At 68.6% G+C, this 20110-nt stretch carries 18 protein-coding genes; 15 read left to right on the top strand and 3 right to left on the bottom strand.

Features of this window, described 5'->3' with window-relative positions:
- The first annotated feature begins 47 nt into the window (after positions 1-47).
- The 6 genes from gcvP to CQ047_RS01720 all read left to right on the top strand — a co-directional run bounded on the left by gcvP (position 48) and on the right by CQ047_RS01720 (position 8948).
- Positions 48-2876: an aminomethyl-transferring glycine dehydrogenase gene (gene gcvP / locus CQ047_RS01745; protein WP_374954048.1), complete on the top strand. Its 2829-nt coding sequence runs from the start codon at positions 48-50 to the stop codon at positions 2874-2876.
- Between the two features lie 235 nt (positions 2877-3111).
- Complete coding sequence (locus CQ047_RS01740) at positions 3112-4761, top strand: ABC transporter substrate-binding protein (RefSeq protein ID WP_181155802.1); 1650 nt, start codon at positions 3112-3114, stop codon at positions 4759-4761.
- Positions 4762-4854: 93 nt separating this feature from the next.
- Positions 4855-5787, top strand: coding sequence for an ABC transporter permease (locus CQ047_RS01735; RefSeq protein ID WP_105672544.1), 933 nt, complete (start codon positions 4855-4857; stop codon positions 5785-5787).
- Positions 5774-6715, top strand: a complete 942-nt coding sequence (locus tag CQ047_RS01730) for an ABC transporter permease (protein WP_105672543.1) — start codon at positions 5774-5776, stop codon at positions 6713-6715. Before CQ047_RS01735 ends, CQ047_RS01730 begins: the two co-directional genes overlap by 14 nt.
- Complete coding sequence (locus CQ047_RS01725; RefSeq protein ID WP_105672542.1) at positions 6712-8382, top strand: ABC transporter ATP-binding protein; 1671 nt, start codon at positions 6712-6714, stop codon at positions 8380-8382. Before CQ047_RS01730 ends, CQ047_RS01725 begins: the two co-directional genes overlap by 4 nt.
- A gap of 59 nt (positions 8383-8441) precedes the next feature.
- On the top strand, positions 8442-8948 hold the full coding sequence (locus CQ047_RS01720; protein ID WP_223586738.1) for a PH domain-containing protein: 507 nt from the start codon (positions 8442-8444) through the stop codon (positions 8946-8948).
- A gap of 9 nt (positions 8949-8957) precedes the next feature.
- Here CQ047_RS01720 and CQ047_RS01715 read toward each other — a convergent pair whose 3' ends face one another.
- Positions 8958-9743: a CPBP family intramembrane glutamic endopeptidase gene (locus CQ047_RS01715; RefSeq protein WP_223586737.1), complete on the bottom strand. Its 786-nt coding sequence runs from the start codon at positions 9741-9743 to the stop codon at positions 8958-8960.
- A 102-nt stretch (positions 9744-9845) separates the two neighbouring features.
- Between CQ047_RS01715 and typA the strand changes: the two genes are divergently transcribed.
- Complete coding sequence (typA, locus tag CQ047_RS01710) at positions 9846-11759, top strand: translational GTPase TypA (RefSeq protein WP_105672540.1); 1914 nt, start codon at positions 9846-9848, stop codon at positions 11757-11759.
- A 209-nt stretch (positions 11760-11968) separates the two neighbouring features.
- Complete coding sequence (locus CQ047_RS01705) at positions 11969-12856, top strand: phospholipase (protein ID WP_181155801.1); 888 nt, start codon at positions 11969-11971, stop codon at positions 12854-12856.
- 90 nt (positions 12857-12946) lie between these two features.
- Here CQ047_RS01705 and CQ047_RS01700 read toward each other — a convergent pair whose 3' ends face one another.
- Positions 12947-13495 carry a helix-turn-helix domain-containing protein gene (locus tag CQ047_RS01700; protein WP_105672539.1) on the bottom strand — a complete coding sequence of 183 codons (549 nt, stop codon included), beginning with the start codon at positions 13493-13495 and terminating at the stop codon, positions 12947-12949.
- A gap of 93 nt (positions 13496-13588) precedes the next feature.
- Here CQ047_RS01700 and CQ047_RS01695 point away from each other — a divergent pair, with 93 nt between their 5' ends.
- The 7 genes from CQ047_RS01695 (at position 13589) to CQ047_RS01665 (ending at position 18405) form a co-directional block, all read left to right on the top strand.
- A complete protein-coding gene (locus CQ047_RS01695; RefSeq protein WP_258132435.1) occupies positions 13589-14287 on the top strand; it encodes an AzlC family ABC transporter permease in 699 nt (232 codons plus the stop codon).
- The gene (locus CQ047_RS01690; protein WP_105672538.1) at positions 14284-14598 is read left to right on the top strand and encodes an AzlD domain-containing protein; all 315 of its coding nucleotides are present in this window, start codon (positions 14284-14286) and stop codon (positions 14596-14598) included. The genes CQ047_RS01695 and CQ047_RS01690 overlap by 4 nt, the downstream gene beginning before the upstream one ends.
- Positions 14599-14641: 43 nt before the next feature.
- Positions 14642-15025, top strand: coding sequence for a histidinol dehydrogenase (locus CQ047_RS01685; RefSeq protein WP_258132434.1), 384 nt, complete (start codon positions 14642-14644; stop codon positions 15023-15025).
- 9 nt (positions 15026-15034) lie between these two features.
- Positions 15035-15355 carry a ferredoxin gene (fdxA, locus tag CQ047_RS01680; RefSeq protein WP_091231642.1) on the top strand — a complete coding sequence of 107 codons (321 nt, stop codon included), beginning with the start codon at positions 15035-15037 and terminating at the stop codon, positions 15353-15355.
- 3 nt (positions 15356-15358) lie between these two features.
- Positions 15359-16471, top strand: coding sequence for a succinyldiaminopimelate transaminase (dapC, locus tag CQ047_RS01675; RefSeq protein WP_105672537.1), 1113 nt, complete (start codon positions 15359-15361; stop codon positions 16469-16471).
- A 154-nt stretch (positions 16472-16625) separates the two neighbouring features.
- Positions 16626-17921 carry a citrate synthase gene (locus CQ047_RS01670; protein WP_105672536.1) on the top strand — a complete coding sequence of 432 codons (1296 nt, stop codon included), beginning with the start codon at positions 16626-16628 and terminating at the stop codon, positions 17919-17921.
- 13 nt (positions 17922-17934) lie between these two features.
- Positions 17935-18405 carry an SRPBCC family protein gene (locus tag CQ047_RS01665; RefSeq protein WP_105672535.1) on the top strand — a complete coding sequence of 157 codons (471 nt, stop codon included), beginning with the start codon at positions 17935-17937 and terminating at the stop codon, positions 18403-18405.
- Positions 18406-18535: 130 nt separating this feature from the next.
- Here the strand turns inward: CQ047_RS01665 and CQ047_RS01660 are convergent, their stop codons facing one another.
- A complete protein-coding gene (locus CQ047_RS01660; protein ID WP_105672534.1) occupies positions 18536-19930 on the bottom strand; it encodes a DEAD/DEAH box helicase in 1395 nt (464 codons plus the stop codon).
- Positions 19931-20110: the final 180 nt, after the last annotated feature.

Raw genomic sequence — 20110 nt, 5'->3', positions numbered from 1 at the left:
CCTTCGCCGATCGTCACATCGGAACCCCGGCATCCGCTCAGCGCATCATGCTCGATGCGCTGGGCGTCGAGTCCGCGCTCGATGACGGGAGCCCCGTCGAGGCGCTGATGCGCCAGGCCGTCCCCGCATCGATCTTCACTCCGGCGCGCGGCGAGAGCGTGATCCCGCGCGCCGCGAGCGAGACCGAGGCTCTCGCCGAACTGCGCGCTCTCGCATCGCGCAACACGGTGAACCGGCCGATGATCGGCCTCGGGTACTACGGCACGATCACGCCCAGCGTGATCCAGCGCAACGTGCTCGAGAACCCCTCGTGGTACACGGCGTACACGCCGTACCAGCCCGAGATCTCCCAGGGGCGTCTCGAGGCGCTCATCAACTTCCAGACGATGGTCTCCGAGCTCACCGGCCTCACCACCGCCAACGCGTCGATGCTCGACGAGTCGACGGCCGTGGTCGAGGGCATGCTCCTCGCCCGTCGCGCCTCGAAGTCGGGCTCGAACGTCTTCGTCGTCGACGCCGACGCCTTCCCGCAGACCAAGGCGCTGCTGAAGACGAGGGCGGATGCTGTCGGCATCGAGCTCGTGACCGTCGACCTCGCCGCGGGGGAGGAGCTGCCGGCCGAGCTGTTCGGCGTGTTCGTGCAGTACCCCGCCGCCTCCGGTCGCGTGTGGGATCCGAGCGCCGTGATCGACGCCGCGCACCTCGCCGGCGGTCTGGCCGTCGTCGCCGCCGACCTGCTCGCCCTCACGCTCATCTCCTCGCCGGGCTCGCTCGGCGCCGATGTCGCGGTCGGCACGACGCAGCGCTTCGGTGTGCCGATGGGCTTCGGCGGACCGCATGCCGGCTACATGGCGGTGCGCTCGGGACTCGAGCGTCAGCTGCCGGGTCGCCTCGTCGGCGTGTCCGTGGATGCCGACGGCAAGCCGGCATACCGCCTGTCGCTGCAGACCCGTGAGCAGCACATCCGCCGCGAGAAGGCCACGAGCAACATCTGCACCGCGCAGGTGCTCCTCGCCGTGATGGCGTCGATGTACGCCGTCTACCACGGCCCCGACGGGCTGCGCGCGATCGCCGCCGACGTCGCCCGCAAGGCGGACGCGCTCGCGACGTGGCTGATCGAGCTCGGTCTCGACCTCGAACACGAGGCGTTCTTCGACACGCTCAGGGTCCGCGTCCCCGGGCGCGCCTCGGAGATCGCGGCGCTCGCGCACGAGTCGGGCTACCTCGTGCACGAGGTCGACGGCGACACCGTCGGCGTCTCGGTCGACGAGACGACGACGTTCACCGATCTCGATCGGGTCGCGGGATTCTTCGCGGCCGGGAGCGGACGGTCCTTCGGCTACATCGCCGCATCCGATCACGGCCGCCTCCCCGAGGGGCAGCTCCGCAAGGACGAGTACCTCACGCACCCGGTGTTCCACGCGCACCGCAGCGAGACGGCCATGATGCGGTACCTCAAGAGCCTCGCCGACCGCGACTACGCGCTCGACCGCGGCATGATCCCGCTCGGTTCGTGCACGATGAAGCTCAACGCGGCCACGGAGATGGCCGCCATCACGTGGCCCGAGTTCGCCGGCATCCACCCCTTCGCGCCGCTGTCCGACGTCGGGGGCTACCTCGACCTCATCACGCAGCTCGAGGGCTGGCTGGCCGAGGTCACCGGCTACGACGCGGTGTCGCTGCAGCCCAACGCGGGGTCTCAGGGCGAGCTCGCCGGACTCCTCGCGATCCGCGGCTACCACCTCGCCAACGGCGATGACCAGCGCACCGTGTGCCTCATCCCGTCGTCCGCGCACGGCACGAACGCGGCATCCGCCGTGCTCGCCGGCATGAAGGTCGTCGTCGTCGCATGCGATGAGCTGGGCAACGTCGACCTCGCCGACCTGCGCGCAAAGATCGCCGCGCACGCCGCGGAGCTCTCGGCGCTGATGATCACGTATCCGTCGACGCACGGCGTGTACGAGCACGACGTGGTGGAGATCACCTCGGCTGTGCACGAGGCCGGCGGCCAGGTGTACGTCGACGGCGCCAACCTGAACGCTCTGCTCGGCTACGCGCGGTTCGGCGATCTCGGCGGAGACGTCTCGCACCTCAACCTGCACAAGACGTTCGCGATCCCGCACGGCGGCGGCGGCCCCGGCGTCGGACCCGTCGCGGCCAAGGCGCACCTCGCTCCGTTCCTGCCGTCGCACCCGCTCGCGCAGCGCGCTGAGCACGCGGGCGGCTTCGTGTTCGAGGGCGGTCCGGTGTCGGGCGCTCCATACGGATCGGCCGGTGTCCTGCCGATCTCCTGGGCGTACGTGCGCATGATGGGCTCCGCCGGTCTCCGCGATGCGACCGCCGCGGCCGTGCTGTCGGCGAACTACATCGCCGCGCGCCTCGGCGAGCACTATCCGGTGCTCTACACGGGGGAGAGCGGCCGGGTCGCACACGAGTGCATCCTCGACCTGCGCCCCCTCAAGGAGGCCACGGGCATCAGCGTCGACGACGTCGCCAAGCGGCTCATCGACTACGGCTTCCACGCGCCGACCATGTCGTTCCCCGTCGCGGGCACCCTCATGGTCGAGCCGACGGAGTCGGAGGACCTGGGCGAGATCGAGCGCTTCATCGAGGCGATGATCATGATCAAGGCCGAGGCGGATGCCGTGGCCGCCGGGCGCTGGCCCGCCGACGACAACCCGCTCGTGCACGCGCCGCACACCGCGGTCTCGCTGATCTCGGGGGAGTGGACCCACGCGTACACCCGTGAGGAGGCCGCGTACCCGGTTCACGCGCTCGTCGCGGGCAAGTACTGGCCGCCGGTGCGCCGCATCGACCAGGCGTACGGCGACCGCAACCTCGTGTGCGCCTGCCCGCCGGTGGAGGCCTTCGCCTGACCCGCATCGTCTGACGCCGAACGGCGCCGTGCCTGACCCGCGAGGGGAGCACGGCGCCGTTCTGCTGTGTCCCGCGGTGTCGACATGTGACGGGGATGTATCCAGATGATCGCAAGTCAGTAACGGTTCATTCACTTGGTGCGACCGGATGCCGCGCCCCGGGTTACGCTCAGATATCCCTGCGCACTCGATGACGCGTGCGCAGCCTGATGAATCGTCCACAGGAGGACATAAAGTGAAGCGCAACAAGATCGCCCTTGCGGGCATCGCGCTGTTCGCGACTAGCGCTCTGGCGCTCGCGGGCTGCGCGTCTGGCGGATCGGACAAGACCGACAAGGGCGACTCGTCCGGCTCGTCGACGGCCATCATCACGGCGAACGGCTCGGAGCCGGAGAACCCGCTCATCCCGACCAACACCAACGAGGTCGGCGGCGGCAAGATCCTCGACGCGATCTTCGCGGGCCTGGCGTACTACGACGGCAAGGGCGCGCTGGTCAACGACATGGCCGACGACATCAAGGTCGACAGCCCCGAGCAGCTCACCGTGACCCTCAAGAAGGGCCAGAAGTTCACGGACGGCACCGAGGTCAAGGCCGACAACTTCATCAAGGCGTGGAACTACGGCGCCCTGTTCTCGAACAAGCAGCTCAACCAGTCCTGGTTCAGCGACATCGTCGGCTTCAGCGACGCTGAGGACTCCGAGCTCACCGGCCTCAAGAAGGTCGACGACTACACGTTCACGATCGAGCTCACGAGCCCGGTCGCTGCGGACTTCGCGACGCGCCTCGGCTACTCGGCGTACTACCCGCTTCCCGACGTCGCGTTCGACGACATGGAGAAGTTCGGCGAGAACCCGATCGGCAACGGCCCGTACAAGCTCGACGGCGAGGGCGCGTGGCAGCACGACGTCAAAATCGCGCTCGTCAAGAACGACGACTACAAGGGCGGCCGCACGGTCGAGAACGGCGGGCTCACGCTCACGTTCTACTCCTCCCTCGACGCGGCGTACGCCGACCTCCTCTCGGGAGAGCTCGACGTGATCGACGCCATCCCGGACACCGCGATCGCCACGTTCCAGGACGAGCTGGGCGAGCGTGCCGTCAACCAGCCGGCTGCGATCTTCCAGTCGTTCACCATCGGCGAGCAGATCGCGCACTTCTCGGGCGAAGAGGGACAGCTGCGTCGCGCCGCCATCTCGATGTCGATCAACCGTGAAGAGATCACCGACAAGATCTTCAACGACACCCGCACGCCCGCCAGCGACTTCACCTCGCCGGTGCTCGACGGCTGGAGCGACTCCCTCAAGGGCGCCGACGTGCTGAAGTACAACCCTGACGAGGCGAAGAAGCTGTGGGCCGAGGCCGACAAGATCTCGCCGTGGTCGGGCACCTTCCAGATCGCGTACAACTCGGACAGCTCGCACCAGGCATGGGTCGACGCCGTCTCGAACTCGATCAAGAACACGCTCGGCATCGAGGCCTCCGGTGCTCCGTTCGTCGACTTCGCGACCCTGCGCGCCACGGTCAACGAGCGCGGCGCCGATGGCAAGCGCACGATCCAGACGGCCAACCGCTCCGGATGGCAGGCCGACTACCCGGGTCTGTACAACTTCCTGTTCCCGCTGTACTCGACCGGCGCTTCCTCGAACGACGGCGACTACGCGAACCCCGACTTCGACGCGCTGCTCAAGAAGGGCGCTTCGTCCAGCGACGCCGCTGACGCGATCAAGGACTACCAGGAGGCTCAGGAGATCCTCCTGAAGGACCTGCCCGCGATCCCGCTGTGGTACTCGAACGTCTCCGGCGGTTACGGCGAGTCGGTGAAGAACGTCACCTTCGGCTGGAACTCGGTGCCGCTCTACTACGAGATCACCAAGACGAAGTAATCCCATGGGAGAATAGGCCGCGAGGCGGCGACGGTCAACGTCGCCGCCTCGTGGCTTGTCCTGTGGGTACGTCACCTCCACGAAAGGAGAACGATGCTCTCGTACATCATCCGGCGCCTGCTTCAGCTGATCCCCGTGTTCTTCGGGTCCACTCTGCTGATCTACGCCCTCGTCTTCCTGATGCCAGGGGATCCCATCGCCGCGCTCTTCGGCGACAAGCCTCCGGCACAGGCGCTGATCGATGCGATCCGCGCGCAGTACCACCTGGATCAGCCGTTCCTGGTGCAGTACTACTACTACATCGTCGGTGTCTTCAAGGGAGACATGGGCACGACCTTCTCCGGCCAGTCCGTGAATGAAGTCCTCGCCCGCACTCTCCCCGTCACCGGTCGGCTCGCGATCATGGCGATCGGGATCGAGTTCACCCTCGCGATCGTCGTCGGCACGTTCTCGGCGCTGCGCAAGGGCAAGCTCTTCGACCACGGCGCCCTGATCGTCTCGCTGGTGTTCCTCTCCATGCCGATCTTCGTCGTGGCGTTCCTCGCCCAGTACTTCCTGGCGATCAAGCTGGGGTGGTTCAAAGCGACGGTCGGTGGTGAGAACGACTGGGGAGACCTCTGGCTCCCTGCGATCGTGCTCGGTCTCAGCCTGTTCGCGACGAGCATGAGGCTCATGCGCGGGTCGGTGCTCGACACGCTCAACCAGGAATGGGTCCGCACGGCGTACAGCAAGGGGCTCTCTCGCCGTCGAGTGATCCCCGTGCACGTCCTGCGCAACTCGTTGATCCCGGTGATCACCAACTCCGCGACCAACTTCGGCGTGCTGCTGGTCGGGGCCACCGTCACGGAGTTCATCTTCAACATCCCCGGCGTCGGCAACACCCTCTTCCACGCGACGCTCAAGCACGAGGGGCCGACCATCGTCTCCTTCGTGACCGTGTTCGTCATCATCTACGTCCTGGTGAACCTGGTCGTGGACCTGCTCTACGGACTTCTCGACCCGAGGATTCGCTATGTCAGTCGATAACTCTTCGCACTTCGTCGCGCCGGTCGCCGGGCCGGCGCCCGCCACGGACGCGGTCCGCGTGTCCGGAAAGCCCGCGAGCCTCTGGCGCGACGGATGGCGCGACCTGCGCCGTCGTCCGCTGTTCTGGATCTCGCTGGCCGTCGTCGCCCTCGTGCTGCTCATGGCGGTGTGGCCGACGCTGTTCACGCAGACCCCGCCGAACGACAACTGCCAGTTGGCGAACTCGAACGAGGGTCCGACCGCCGGGCATCCGCTCGGCTTCACCTTCCAGGGATGCGACATCTACGCCCGCATCGTCTGGGGAGCGCGCACGTCGCTGAGCGTCGGTCTGCTGTCGACCATCATCGGCTCCGGCATCGGCCTCATCATGGGCGCCCTCGCCGGCTACTACGGCGGATGGCTCGATGCGCTGCTCTCGCGCATCGGCGACATCTTCTTCTCGATCCCCTACGTGCTCGCGGCCGTCATCGTGATGACGGTGTTCTCGCAGTACCGCAACGTGTTCACCCTCGCCCTCGCCATCGGCGGGTTCGCATGGGCGTCCACGGCGCGTGTCGTGAGAGCCGAGATACTCAGGGTGAGGCAGGCGGAGTTCGTCACGGCATCCACCGCGCTCGGGCTCTCGCGCTTCCGCATCCTGCTCACGCACGTCATCCCGAACGCGATCGCACCGCTGCTCGTGCTCACGACGCTGTCGCTCGCGGCGGCGATCGTGGCCGAAGCGACGCTGACGTTCCTCGGTGTGGGGCTCGGTGACGGGATCATGTCGTGGGGTGCAGACATCAGCAAGGCGCAGTCCTCGCTGCGCATCGCCCCGATGTCGCTGATCTATCCGTCGATCGCGCTCACGGTGACCGTGCTCGCGTTCATCATGCTGGGCGAGCTCATCCGAGACGCCCTCGACCCGAGAGCGAGGGCGAGCCGATGACCCGCAAGGAAGGCGTGCCGCCGATCCTCAGCGTCCGAGGACTGAAGGTCGCGTTCAAGGGCCAGGACGGGATGCGCGAGGTCCTCCATGGGATCGACCTCGACATCCATCCCGGCGAGACCGTCGCGATCGTGGGGGAGTCGGGGTCAGGAAAGTCCACGACCGCCACGGCGATCGTGAACCTGCTGCCGGGGACCGGGAGGATCACCGAGGGATCGGTGACCCTCTCCGGACGTGAGTTGACGACCCTCGGTCGCGAGGAGATCGAGCAGGTCAGAGGCCGTGACATCGGCTTCGTCCCCCAGGACCCGATGGCCAGCCTGAACCCGGTGTGGAGCATCGGCTTCCAGGTCAAGGAGGCGATCAGGGCCAACGGCCTCGCCCAGGGGCGCCAGCAGGTCAAGGACCGTGCGATCGAGGTGCTGCAGCAGGCGGGGCTCGCGGATGCCGCGAACCGACTGCACCAGTACCCGCACCAGTTCTCCGGGGGCATGCGCCAGCGGGCGCTCATCGGGATCGGCCTCGCGGCCGACCCGAAGCTGCTCATCGCAGACGAGCCGACCTCGGCTCTGGACGTGACGGTGCAGCGGGTGATCCTGGATCACATGGCCTCGCTGACCGAGGAGCGCGATACGGCGGTGCTGCTCATCACCCACGATCTCGGACTCGCCGCTGAGCGGGCCTCGACGATCATCGTGATGAACAACGGCAACATCGTCGAGTCGGGTCCGAGCCTGGAGATCCTGCAGAATCCGCAGCACCCGTACACGAAGCGGCTCGTCGCCGCGGCGCCCAGCGTCGCGTCCCAGCGCATCCAGGCTCAGGTCGAGGATCGCGGGATCGAGACGCTGGCTGACCTGTCGGCGATCCCGCCGACGGTTCGGGTCGCGGGGCTCACGAAGGACTACAAGATCCGTCAGGGTCTCCTCCGCAGCGAGCCGTTCCGTGCGGTCGACGACGTCTCGTTCGAGATCCCCCGGGGCAAGACGCTCGCGCTCGTCGGCGAGTCCGGCTCGGGCAAGTCCACCGTCGCGAAGATGGTGCTCAAGCTCGAGGAGCCGACGAGCGGCATGATCGAGGTGGACGGCCAGGACGTGTCGAAGTTCTCGGCCGCGCAGGCCTTCGCGCTCCGTCGTCGGATGCAGCCGGTGTTCCAGGACCCTTACGGGTCGATGGACCCGCTGCGCAACATCGGCAACACGATCGCGGAGCCGCTCGACATCCATCGCATCGGGGACGCCGCGTCCCGACGTGAGCGGGTGCTCGAGCTGCTCGATCAGGTCTCGCTGCCGCAGGCCCTGATCACGCGATATCCGAACGAGCTGTCCGGCGGTCAGCGTCAGCGCGTGGCCATCGCCCGCGCGCTGGCGCTCAAGCCCGACATCGTCGTGCTCGACGAGGCCGTCTCGGCACTCGACGTGCTGGTGCAGGACCAGATCCTGAAGCTGCTCGCCGAGCTGCAGTCGGAGCTGGATCTCACCTACCTGTTCATCACCCACGACCTCGCGGTCGTGCGTGTGTCGAGCGACCTCGTCTGCGTCATGGAGCGCGGTCGCATCGTCGAGCAGGGCACCGTCGACGAGATCTTCGCGAACCCGCAGCAGGAGTACACCGAGAAGCTGCTGCACGCGATCCCCGGCGCCTCCATCCCGTTGGCCGGTCAGTGACGGCGAACTCACCCTCGGGTTCGGAGAGCGGGCGGACCTTCCGTCCGCTCTCCGGGCCCGTGACCCTCGTCCTCGCGGGGCTGATCGCGCTCTTCCTGCTCGGCGACGCCGTCGTCCGCGCAGGCTGGGCGCAAGCGGCGCTGCTCGCACCCTGGGTGCTGCTGGCGCTGTGGGTCCTGTACGAGATCAGCTTCGTGTCCCGCGTGCAGGTCGACGATCTCGGCGCCTCCGTGCATAACATGCTGCGGCGCACCTCGTTCGGCTGGAGCCGTGTGAAGGACATCGATCTGCGCTGGCAGCTCGAGTTCACCTTCGAGGACGGGAGCAAGACCTCCTGCTACGGCGGTCCTGCACGATCCCGTCCGCGGCGCAGCAGGATGCGCGAAGACGACCCCACGCCGCCCCGTGGGGGCGAGCACGACCTCGCCGACATCACCGCGCTGTGGCGCACCGCATCCTTCGAAGCGGATGCTCCGATCGTCCGGTCCTGGGACCTGCGGGCGCTCATCGCCCTCGGAGCGATCGTCGTCTGGGCCGTCGCATCGGTCCTCATCGCGAACTCCTGACACCCGAGCTCAGCCGGGCAGGCCGAATAGCGCGGGCCAGGTGGTGGCCGCCCAGGGGTAGCCGACGAAGACGGTCGCGTCGATGGCGAAGTGCGCCACGAGGAACGGCAGCAGGCGCCCGGTGCGCTGGAACAGCCAGCCGAAGAGCAGGCCCATCGCGAAGTTGCCGATGAAGGCGCCCGGCCCCTGGTAGAGGTGGTAGCTGGCACGCAGGGCCGAGGTCGCCAGGACGATCGTCCACGGTCCCCAGCCGAGCTGCTTCAGCCGAGCGAAGAGGTAGCCGAGCACGACGAACTCCTCCTGCAGCGCCGCTCGCGCGGCGGAGAGAAGCAGCACAGGGACCGTCCACCAGTAGGCGTCGAGCCCTCCGGGGTCGACGGCGACGAAGAGTCCGCTCGCGCGCCCGACGAGGTACAGAGCGAGACCGGGGACGCCGATCGCCACGACGAGCAGGATGCCGCGCCCGGCATCCCGTCCGATCCTGGTGCCGTCGAGGCCGAGCCGACCCAGGTGCGGGCGCGAGCTCTGCCACAGGAGGAAGCACACCAGGATCACGGGGACCAGCGAGAATCCGATCGACAGGACCTGATAGACGAGGTCGAAGACCTCGCGGTCGCTTCGCGAGGGGTTCAGCGTCGCCGTCTGATCCGCGAGGGGAGTGGAGTCGGTCAGACGGTAGGCCAGCTGCACGACCGCGTAGACCGCGGACTGGCCGAGACCGAGGCCGAGCACGATGGCGATCTCCCACCAGATGCGGGCGCGAGAGGGGGTGCGGGACGGGTCGACGCTGGTCACGCCCCCGATCGTACGACGTGCGCTCAGGAACCGGCTGCGCGCATACGGTATCCTGGAACGTCGGGTTCCCGGCGTTTCCCACCACCTTCTTAGGATTCCTGCATGGCGCACGCCCTCCGTTCAGACCTCCGCAACGTCGCAATCGTCGCTCACGTCGACCACGGCAAGACCACTCTCGTCGACGCGATGCTCCGCCAGACGGGCTCGTTCGGCGAGCACTCGCACGTCGAGGAACGCGCGATGGACTCCAACGACCTCGAACGTGAGAAGGGCATCACGATCCTCGCCAAGAACACGGCGATCACGTACAAGGGCAAGCACGCCGACGGCAAGGAGATCACGATCAACGTGATCGACACCCCCGGCCACGCCGACTTCGGCGGCGAGGTCGAGCGCGGCCTGTCCATGGTCGACGGCGTCGTGCTGCTCGTCGACGCGAGCGAGGGGCCGCTGCCGCAGACCCGCTTCGTCCTGCGCAAGGCTCTCGAGTCCAAGCTCCCCGTCATCCTCCTGGTCAACAAGACCGACCGCCCCGACGCCCGCATCGCGGAGGTCGAGGAGGAGGCCCACGACCTGCTGCTGGGGCTGGCATCCGACCTCGTCGACGACGTGCCCGACCTCGACGTCGACGCCCTGCTCGACGTGCCGGTCGTGTACGCGTCCGGTCGTGCCGGCGCCGCGTCGCAGAACCGTCCCGCCGACGGCTCGCTGCCCGACAACGACGACCTCGAGCCGCTGTTCGAGGCGATCCTCGAGCACGTGCCGGCTCCAGCGTACGACGACGAGGCTCCGCTGCAGGCCTGGGTCACCAACCTCGACTCCAGCCCGTTCCTCGGCCGCCTCGCCCTCCTGCGCGTCTTCAACGGCACGCTCAAGAAGGGCCAGACGGTCGCCTGGGTGCGCGCCGACGGCACCACCAGCAACGCCCGCATCACCGAGCTGCTGAAGACCCGCGCCCTCGAGCGCTACCCGGCCGAGTCCGCGGGCCCCGGCGACATCGTCGCCATCGCCGGCTTCGAGAACATCACCATCGGCGAGACCATCGCCGACCCGGATGACGTCCGTCCTCTCCCGGCGATCACGGTCGACGACCCCGCCATCTCCATGACCATCGGCACGAACACGTCGCCGCTCATGGGCAAGGTCAAGGGGCACAAGCTCACCGCTCGCATGGTGAAGGACCGCCTTGACAAGGAGCTGATCGGCAACGTCTCGCTGAAGGTCGTCGACATCGGCCGCCCCGACGCGTGGGAGGTTCAGGGCCGCGGAGAACTGGCCCTCGCCATCCTCGTCGAGAACATGCGCCGCGAGGGCTTCGAGCTCACCGTCGGCAAGCCGCAGGTGGTCACCAAGAAGATCGACGGCAAGACCTACGAGCCGTTCGAGCACCTCACGATCGACACGCCGGAAGAGCACCTCGGTGCGATCACGCAGCTCCTCGCGAACCGCAAGGGCCGCATGGAGAACATGACCAACCACGGCACCGGCTGGGTGCGCATGGAGTTCATCGTCCCGTCGCGCGGCCTCATCGGCTTCCGCAGCGAGTTCCTCACCACGACCCGCGGCACCGGCATCGCGAACGCGATCTCGCACGGGTACGAGCCGTGGGCAGGGCAGATCACCACGCGCCAGAACGGCTCGATCGTCGCCGACCGCCAGGGCGTCGTGACGCCGTTCGCGATGATCGCGCTGCAGGAGCGCATGTCCTTCTTCGTGCAGCCCACGCAGGAGGTCTACGAGGGCATGGTCATCGGTGAGAACTCGCGTGCAGACGACATGGACGTGAACATCACCAAGGAGAAGAAGCTCACCAACATGCGCTCGGCGAACGCCGACAACTTCGAGTCGATGACGCCTCCGCGTCTGCTGACCCTCGAGGAGAGCCTGGAGTTCGCGCGTGACGACGAATGCGTCGAGGTGACTCCGGAGAGCGTTCGCATCCGCAAGGTGATCCTCGACCAGACCGTGCGCGGCCGCGAGACCTCTCGCCTCAAGCGTCAGGACGCGAACACCTGAGAATAGCCTGCGAGGTCGCTAGCCAGCACCTCCACGAAAGGGCCCCGTACCGCCGAGATGGCGCGTACGGGGCCCTTTTCTCATGAATTGTCCAGGTCGGACAGATTTTTCGTTCAGGAAGCGCGTACAGACTCGAAGACTTGCGCCTGGGACGAGCTCCCGATGAGTCTCCTGCGAGGGCGTACGACGACCCGAAAGTCGACCTCTTCATGCTTCAGAACACCCGTGCGCTTCAGCGCGCCGCCGCAGCGGCATCCGCCCGAGCTGCCGTCACCTCCCGCCGCCCGACCCTGCTCTTCGGCGCCGCGACCGCCGCGATCCTCGGGATCGCCCTGACGGTGGGGTTCACCTCCGCATCGGCAGCCGGAGCCGAGAACGGCGCACCGGCCCCGGCAGCGGCCCAGCTGATCCCCGGCACCGTACCGCTGGCGAAGATCGCCGACGAGGCCTCCACGTCGCTCGTGGAGGCGCGAGGCGCCGTGACCGCGGCCGAGAATCTCGCGGCCGACGTCGTGTCGTCGGGTCTCGATGTCGGTCCGATCGATGCGACCGTCGACACGAGCGAGCTCCGGGACGGCATCGATGCGCTCAAGGAGCGCGACGTCATGCCGCCGATGATCCTCGCCGTGCGCTCGGCCGACCTCGTCCAGGAGACGGACGAGGTCGTCGCCGCGACGGCCAGCCTGCAGTCCGCGTTCTCCGCGGCCCAGGAGAAGAAGGCTGCGGAGGATGCGGCCCGCGCGGCAGCGGAGCAGGCAGCCGCGGCGGCAGCGGCCCTCGCAGCGGCGAACACCCCTGACGGGGCGAAGGCCACTGCCCAGTCGATGGCCGCGAGCCAGTACGGCTGGGGAGCGGACCAGTTCTCCTGCCTCAGCTCGCTGTGGAACAAGGAGTCGAGCTGGAACTACCAGGCCCACAACCCGTCGGGCGCCACGGGCATCCCGCAGGCCCTGCCGGGGAGCAAGATGGCCTCCGCGGGCTCCGACTGGCAGACCAATGCCGCCACGCAGATCGCCTGGGGCCTCGGCTACATCTCCTCCGTGTACGGGACGCCGTGCAGTGCCTGGGGCCACTCCCAGGCCACCAACTGGTACTGATCGCGAGTCGCGCGGCTTGCGTGAGCCGCGCTTACCGCCGCAAAGGGCGGGTGCCTCGTGCAGGCGCCCGCCCTTCGCGATGACCCGGGGTCAGCGCAGCTCGGAGATGAGGACGGCGCTGGTGCCCGCGGCGACCGCTTCGAAGACGTGCGGGGCGTCGCCGGGGTAGGTGAGGTAGTCGCCGGGGTTCAGGAGCACGGGGTCCTCGGCCGGCCCGACCTGTGCCCGACCCGTCATGAGGACGACGTGCTCGATGGTGCCGGGGTGATGCGGGTCGGACCTCCTGGCGTCTCCAGGTTCGGCCTTGATCAGGTAGATGTCCCGGCGCGCACCGGGCGGGCTCGCCGAGAGCAGTGTCGCGCTGTAGGCGGCCGCCGATGACGGCACCCCGGCGAGGTCGTCGGCGCGGATCAGGGTGGGAGCGTGCGACTGCTGGTCGACGAGCACGGCGAACGGCACCCCGAGCGCCACGCCGAGCGCCCACAGCGTCTCGACGCTCGGATTGCCCGCCCCGCTCTCGAGCTGCGACACCGTGGCCTTCGATACGCCGGCGCGACGTGCGAGCTCGGAGACGGAGATCCCCGCGGCCTCCCGCTCTCGACGCAGGGTCCGTGCGATGCGGGTGCGCAGATCTTCCATGTGTTCATCATGTCAAACGATCGTTCGCTTGACTATGCGCCCTGGCGTGTTCAGAATGATGTTCATGTGTTCATCAGATCGAACGGTGTCTCCGTGAGCGCCGAGCGCGAGGTGTGGCGGGAGGCGCTCGGGGTCGTGCTCGCGACCAGTGCCTACGGCATCTCGTTCGGAGCCCTCGCGGTGGCGGCAGGCCTTGATGTCTGGCAGGCCTGTGTGCTGAGCCTGCTGATGTTCACCGGCGGCTCGCAGTTCGCCTTCGTCGGGGTCTTCGCCGCCGGCGGACTCTCCGCTCTGCCGTCCGCCGTCGCCTCGGCCGCACTGCTGGGTGTGCGCAACGTCGCCTACGGCATGCGGATGTCGCCGATCATCGGCGGGGGAGCGATGCATCGCGCCTCGGCCGCGCACTTCACGATCGACGAGTCGACCGCCGTCGCGATCTCGCAGAGCGATCCTCGGCTGCGACGGATCGGGTTCTGGGTGACGGGCATCGGCATCTTCGCCGGCTGGAACGTCACCACGCTCATCGGCGCGCTCGTCGGAGACGTTCTCGGCGATCCCCGGGCGTGGGGGCTGGATGCCGCGGCGGCCGCCGCATTCCTCGCACTCCTGTGGCCCCGGCTGAAGCAGCGCCAGGCCATCGCGGTGGGCGCCGCCGCGGCCGTGGTCGCGGCATCCCTCACCCCGTTCATCATGCCGGGGCTCCCCGTGCTGGTCGCCGCCCTCGTCGCGATCCTGGTCGGCTGGTTCAACTGGTTCAGCGCGCCCGCCCCGCGTGCGGAGGCCGGCACATGAGCCTGTGGGGCGCGATTCTGCTCGCCGCCATCATCTGCCTCGCCCTGAAAGCCGCGGGGTATCTGGTGCCTCCCCGGGTGCTCGAGGAGCCGCGTCCCGCCCGCATCTCCGATCTGCTCACGGTCGCCCTGCTCGCCGCCCTCGTCGCGGTCCAGACGCTGGGAGCCGGGCAGGCGGTCGTCGTCGACGCGCGGGTGCCCGCACTCCTGGTCGCCGCCGGGCTGCTGTGGTTGCGGCAGTCGTTCCTCGTCGTGGTGTTCGCGGCGGCGCTCGTCGCCGCGCTGCTGCGCCTCACGGGCCTCGCCGCCTGAGCCGCGCCCGTGCGTCCATAGGGTGCGCGCGTAGGATCGAGGGGTGAAGTGGCTCTCGAAGATCGTGTCGTGGATCGCCGCGGCGATGGTCGGCGGTGTCTTCGGCGTCGCCGGGACCATCGCCCACAGCGTGATGTGGGGCCCCGTCCCGATCGGGATCATCATCGGCACGATCGCCTGCGGATCGATCCTGATCGGCATCCGCGCCCTCACGCATGACCGTGCGGCCACGGTCGCGGCCGGACTCGGGATGGTCGGGATGCTGATGCTGATCTCCGGCGTCGGCCCCGGCGGATCCGTGGTCGTCCAGAACACGCCGGCCGGTCAGGTGTGGATCTACATCGTCGCCGGTCTGGTGCTGCTCACCGTGGCGTGGCCCTCTTTCCGGCGCCTCCCGGTGCGCACCGAGGCGGACGCGCGCGCGTAGACTGATCCCGTGACGTATGTGATCGCCCTTCCGTGCGTCGATGTGAAGGATCGTGCCTGCATCGACGAGTGCCCCGTTGACTGCATCTACGAGGGTGAACGCTCGCTGTACATCCACCCCGACGAGTGCGTCGACTGCGGCGCCTGCGAGCCGGTGTGCCCCGTGGAGGCGATCTACTACGAGGACGACCTGCCCGAGGAGTGGCAGGATTACTACAAGGCCAACGTCGAGTTCTTCGACGAGATCGGCTCGCCCGGCGGCGCCGCCAAGGTCGGAGTCATCGCGCACGATCACCCCATCATCTCGGCCCTCCCGCCGCAGGGCGAGTAGCCGGTGAGCGTCCGCGACCTGGCTGATTACCCCTGGGATGCGGTCGTCCCCTACCGCGACAGGGCAGCGCAGCATCCACGCGGCATCGTCGACCTCTCCATCGGTTCCCCGGTCGATCCGACGCCCGAGATCGTGCGCAGGGCGTTGGCGGAGGCCACGGACGCGCACGCCTACCCGCAGACCGTCGGCACCCCCGCGCTGCGCGAGGCGATCGTCGACTGGTACTCCCGACGCCGCGGAGTGAGCGACCTGACCGTCGCGAACGTCCTCCCGACGATCGGCTCCAAGGAGCTGGTGGCGCTGCTGCCGACGCTGCTCGGACTCGGCGACGGCGACATCGTCGTGCATCCGCGTATCGCGTACCCGACGTACGAGGTGGGTGCCCGGGTGGCCGGAGCGACCCCTGTCGCCCTCGACGACCCCGCGGAATGGCCCGAGGGTGCGAAGCTCATCTGGATCAACTCCCCGGGCAACCCCGACGGCCGCACCTGGACGGTCGAGGAGCTGCGCGTCGCCGTCGACCGCGCGCGCGAGCTGGGCGCCGTTCTCGCCAGCGACGAGTGCTACGCGGAGCTCGGCTGGGACGGACGCTGGGCGAGTGAGCCGATCCCCTCGATCCTCGACCCCCGTGTGACGGGGGGAAGCCGGGCGAATCTGCTCAGCGTCTACTCCCTGAGCAAGCAGTCCAATCTCGCGGGCTATCGAGCGGCCTTCGTGGCCGGATGCGCGCGCATCGTGGGGGAGCTGCTCACCGCCCGCAAGCATCTCGGTCTCATGCCGCCGGCGCCGGTGCAGCACGCCATGGCCGTGGCTCTGGGCGATGAAGAGCACGTCCGCCTGCAGAAGGAGCTGTACCGCACCCGTCGTGACGCGCTTCGTCCAGCGCTGGAGGCCGCAGGCTTCCGCGTCGACGGATCCGAGGCGGGTCTGTACCTCTGGGCGACCGAGGGGCGTGACGCCTGGGAGAGCATGGACCGTCTGGCCGGTCTCGGCATCCTCGCCGGCCCCGGTCCGTTCTACGGCGCCCACTCCGGCGATCACATCCGGCTCGCGCTGACGGCTCCGACGGATCGCATCCTGGAGGCCGCTCGTCGCCTGAATGGTGAGAATCTGTAGGTTCTCCCTCGAAGTCCGCTGTCCTTTTGGCGGATGTCACAGTTGGTCATGGCGGCTACTAGGCTGTAAAGGCGATTCGGTCGTGACCCGACCTGGCGCTGTGCGCCGTGACATCGCCACTTCCGGCTTGATCAACACCCTTGAGGAGGCCCGCGTGAGCGCAGGGGCAGAGCAGCAGGCTACGGCGAAGCTGACGATCGGTGAGACCACCGCAGAATTCCCCGTGGTGCGAGGCACCGCAGGACACGACAGCATCGATTTCTCGACCCTGACCCGCCAGACGGGCTACACCGGACTCGACTACGGATTCGTCAACACCGCGTCCACGAAGTCCGCCATCACCTTCATCGACGGCGACAAGGGCATCCTGCGCTATCGCGGCTACCCGATCGAGCAGCTCGCGGGGCAGACCAGCTATCTCGAGGTCGCCTGGCTGCTCATCTACGGCGAGCTCCCCTCGGCATCCGAGCTCGCGGAGTTCGACGAGAAGATCCGTCGCCACACCCTTCTGCACGAGGATCTCAAGCGCTTCTTCTCCGCGCTGCCGCACACCGCGCACCCGATGTCCGTGCTGTCCTCGGCGGTGGCCGCCCTCTCGACCTACTACGAGGGCCAGACCGATCCGCACAACCCCGAGCACGTCGAGCTGAACATGGTCCGCATGCTCGCCAAGCTGCCCGTGATCGCGGCGTACGCGCACAAGAAGAGCGTCGGGCAGGCGTTCCTCTACCCCGACAACTCGCTCGGCTTCGTCGAGAACTTCCTCAAGCTCAACTTCGGGGTGCACTCCGAGGAGTACCAGGTCAACCCGGTCATGTCGAAGGCCCTCGAGCTGCTGCTCATCCTCCACGAGGACCACGAGCAGAACGCATCGACCTCGACCGTCCGCCTCGTCGGATCGACCGGAGCGAACCAGTTCGCGTCGATCTCCGCCGGCATCCAGGCCCTGTCCGGCCCGCTGCACGGCGGAGCGAACGAGGCCGTCCTCACCATGCTCGGCCAGATCCGCGACTCCGGCCAGAGCGTGTCGCGCTTCGTCGACCGGGTGAAGAACAAGGAAGAGGGCGTGAAGCTGATGGGCTTCGGGCACCGGGTCTACAAGAACTACGACCCGCGCGCGAAGCTCGTCAAGGAAGCCGCCGGCGAGGTGCTCGCCGAGCTCGGCGTGACCGATCCGCTGCTCGACCTGGCGCAGGAGCTCGAGGAGATCGCCCTCGCCGACGACTACTTCAAGGAACGGCGTCTCTACCCGAACGTCGACTTCTACACGGGCGTGATCTACAAGGCGATGGGCTTCCCGACGCGGATGTTCACCGTGCTGTTCGCGATCGGCCGCCTTCCCGGATGGCTTGCGCAGTGGCGCGAGCTCCAGCTCGACCCGCAGACGAAGATCGGTCGCCCGCAGCAGCTCTACACAGGGTCTCCCGAGCGCACGTTCCAGACCCGCTGAGCCGCCGACCGCGATGCCCGTCGTCAGCGCGGAGGCGATCGTTCCGGTCGATCCAGCGACGGCGTTCGCGGTGTCGCAGACGACGGGAGCCGTACGGCGACGCTGGGATCGCTTCATCAGCGAGCAGCATCTCCTCGACGGGGCGGATGCCGCAGCCAAGGGCGTGCGGACTTTCACCCGCCAGCGCTTCGGCTTCGGCATGGTGAGCCGCTACGTCTCCTACGCTCCGCCGACCAACGTCGGCATGGTGATGGAGCGCGGTCCGTGGTTCTTCGAGAAGCTCGGAGGCGGATGGCGCTTCACCGAAGTCCCGGAGGGGACGCTCGCGGTCTGGAAGTACAACTTCTCCTGCCGGCCCCGCTGGCTGGCTCCCGTGGCCGAGTGGATCGGCGCCCGCGTCCTCGGCGTCGAGATCAGGCGCAGGCTCGCCGGGTTCGTGAGCGGATGCTCCGACCCGGCCGTCCTCGCGGCCGTACAGCATTGACCCGGCCCTGCCCGTGCCCCTTCCCGGGCAGACGCCGACGCCCCACCTGCGCGTCGACGCCCCATCGCGCTGACGTCTGTCAGGCGGGGCGTCGACGGCCAGATGGGGCGTCGATGCGGAAGGGTGCGGGTCAGCGACCCTGACGGGGCGCGCCGCCGCGGCGCTGGCCGCCCTGCGACTGGCGCTGGCCGCCCTGGCGGGCGCCGGCGGGCTGGCCCTGGCCACCCGCGCCGCTGCCTGAGCTGCGACGACGGCGACGGGCGGGCGGGTTCGCCGCGCCGCTCTTCTCGCCGCCGGCCGGGCGCTGCTTGGGCGCCTGACGCTGCTGCTGCTGCACCGGTGCGGGGCGCACATGCGGCGCGCGCTCCGGGACGAGCTCGGTGACGGCGGCCGTCGTGAGCTCCTCGAGCGGGGCCGTGATCGCGGCCTTGCGCAGGAGGTCCTTCACGTCACGGCGCTGCTCGGGCAGCACGACGGTCACGACGGTGCCCGCGGCGCCGGCGCGAGCCGTGCGGCCTGAGCGGTGCAGGTACGCCTTGTGCTCCATGGGAGGGTCGACGTGGACGACCAGGTCGACGTTGTCGACGTGCACGCCGCGTGCGGCGACATCGGTCGCGACGAGCACGCGCACTCCGCCGTCAACCGGGTCGGAGGAGAACGCGCCCAGGTTGCGCTCACGCGCGTTCTGCGACAGGTTGCCGTGCAGATCGACCGCGGGGATGCCCGCGGCGGTGAGCTGCTTGGCGAGCTTCTTCGCCTGGTGCTTGGTGCGGGTGAAGAGGATGCGGCGGCCGGTGCCCGACGCGAGGTCGCGCACGAGCGTGGTCTTGTTCTCGGTGGAGTCGACGACGAGCACGCGGTGCGTCATCTCGCCGACCGGCACGCTCTCCTCGTCGACCTCGTGGCTGACCGGGTTCGAGAGGAAGCGGCGGGCGAGGCTGTCGATGCCACGGTCCAGCGTCGCGCTGAACAGCAGGCGCTGTCCACCGGCGGGCGTCGCCTGGAGGATGCGGGTGACGCCGGGCAGGAAGCCGAGGTCGGCCATGTGGTCGGCCTCGTCGAGCACGGTGACCTCGATCGCGCTGAGGCGCACGACCTGCTGCTTCATGAGGTCTTCGAGGCGGCCGGGGCAGGCCACGACGATGTCGACGCCGCCGCGCAGCGCCTGCTCCTGCGGACGCTGGCTGACGCCGCCGAAGACGGTCGTGACGGAGAGGCCGGCGGCTTCGGCGAGCGGGGCGACGGTCGCGGCGATCTGGGTGGCGAGCTCGCGCGTCGGTGCGAGCACCAGACCGCGCGGGAGGCCGGAGCGGCGCTTGCCGCCGGAGGCGGCGAGGCGGGCGACGAGAGGCAGGGCGAAGGCGATGGTCTTGCCGCTGCCCGTGCGTCCGCGGCCGAGCAGGTCGCGTCCGGCGAGGGAGTCGGGAAGGGTGTCGCGCTGGATGGCGAACGCCTCGGTCTTGCCTGAGGCGGCGAGAACGGCGGCGAGTTCGGCGGGCACGCCGAGATCAAGGAAAGAAGGCATAGAGAAAAGCTCCGTAGGGCGCACGTATGACGGCGAGCCTGATAAAGGTGGGTATGAGGTGGGCGACGGCGCAGACAGCGCATCGGTTCGCCGTTCGAAAAGGCCAGGCTGATTGCTGGTTGTGGGAGCAGACCTCTGCTCGCTTCGGTCCTCGGAGACCCCGTTACGACGACGACGTCG

Origin of the sequence: Microbacterium sp. MYb72 (assembly GCF_002979415.1) — a bacterium.
Taxonomy (GTDB): domain Bacteria; phylum Actinomycetota; class Actinomycetes; order Actinomycetales; family Microbacteriaceae; genus Microbacterium; species Microbacterium natoriense.
Note: the sequence above shows the minus strand (reverse complement) of the source record. Positions and strands in the feature narration are given on the sequence as shown.

What these genes read in the sequence shown, in the direction of transcription:
- gcvP (WP_374954048.1), top strand. Translation starts at nt 48, where the DNA reads ATGCTCGATGCGCTGGGCGTCGAGTCCGCGCTCGATGACGGGAGCCCC.
- CQ047_RS01735 (WP_105672544.1), top strand. Translation starts at nt 4,855, where the DNA reads ATGCTCTCGTACATCATCCGGCGCCTGCTTCAGCTGATCCCCGTGTTC.
- CQ047_RS01730 (WP_105672543.1), top strand. Translation starts at nt 5,774, where the DNA reads ATGTCAGTCGATAACTCTTCGCACTTCGTCGCGCCGGTCGCCGGGCCG.
- CQ047_RS01725 (WP_105672542.1), top strand. Translation starts at nt 6,712, where the DNA reads ATGACCCGCAAGGAAGGCGTGCCGCCGATCCTCAGCGTCCGAGGACTG.
- typA (WP_105672540.1), top strand. Translation starts at nt 9,846, where the DNA reads ATGGCGCACGCCCTCCGTTCAGACCTCCGCAACGTCGCAATCGTCGCT.
- CQ047_RS01705 (WP_181155801.1), top strand. Translation starts at nt 11,969, where the DNA reads ATGCTTCAGAACACCCGTGCGCTTCAGCGCGCCGCCGCAGCGGCATCC.
- CQ047_RS01700 (WP_105672539.1), bottom strand. Translation starts at nt 13,495, where the DNA reads ATGGAAGATCTGCGCACCCGCATCGCACGGACCCTGCGTCGAGAGCGG.
- CQ047_RS01690 (WP_105672538.1), top strand. Translation starts at nt 14,284, where the DNA reads ATGAGCCTGTGGGGCGCGATTCTGCTCGCCGCCATCATCTGCCTCGCC.
- CQ047_RS01665 (WP_105672535.1), top strand. Translation starts at nt 17,935, where the DNA reads ATGCCCGTCGTCAGCGCGGAGGCGATCGTTCCGGTCGATCCAGCGACG.
- CQ047_RS01660 (WP_105672534.1), bottom strand. Translation starts at nt 19,930, where the DNA reads ATGCCTTCTTTCCTTGATCTCGGCGTGCCCGCCGAACTCGCCGCCGTT.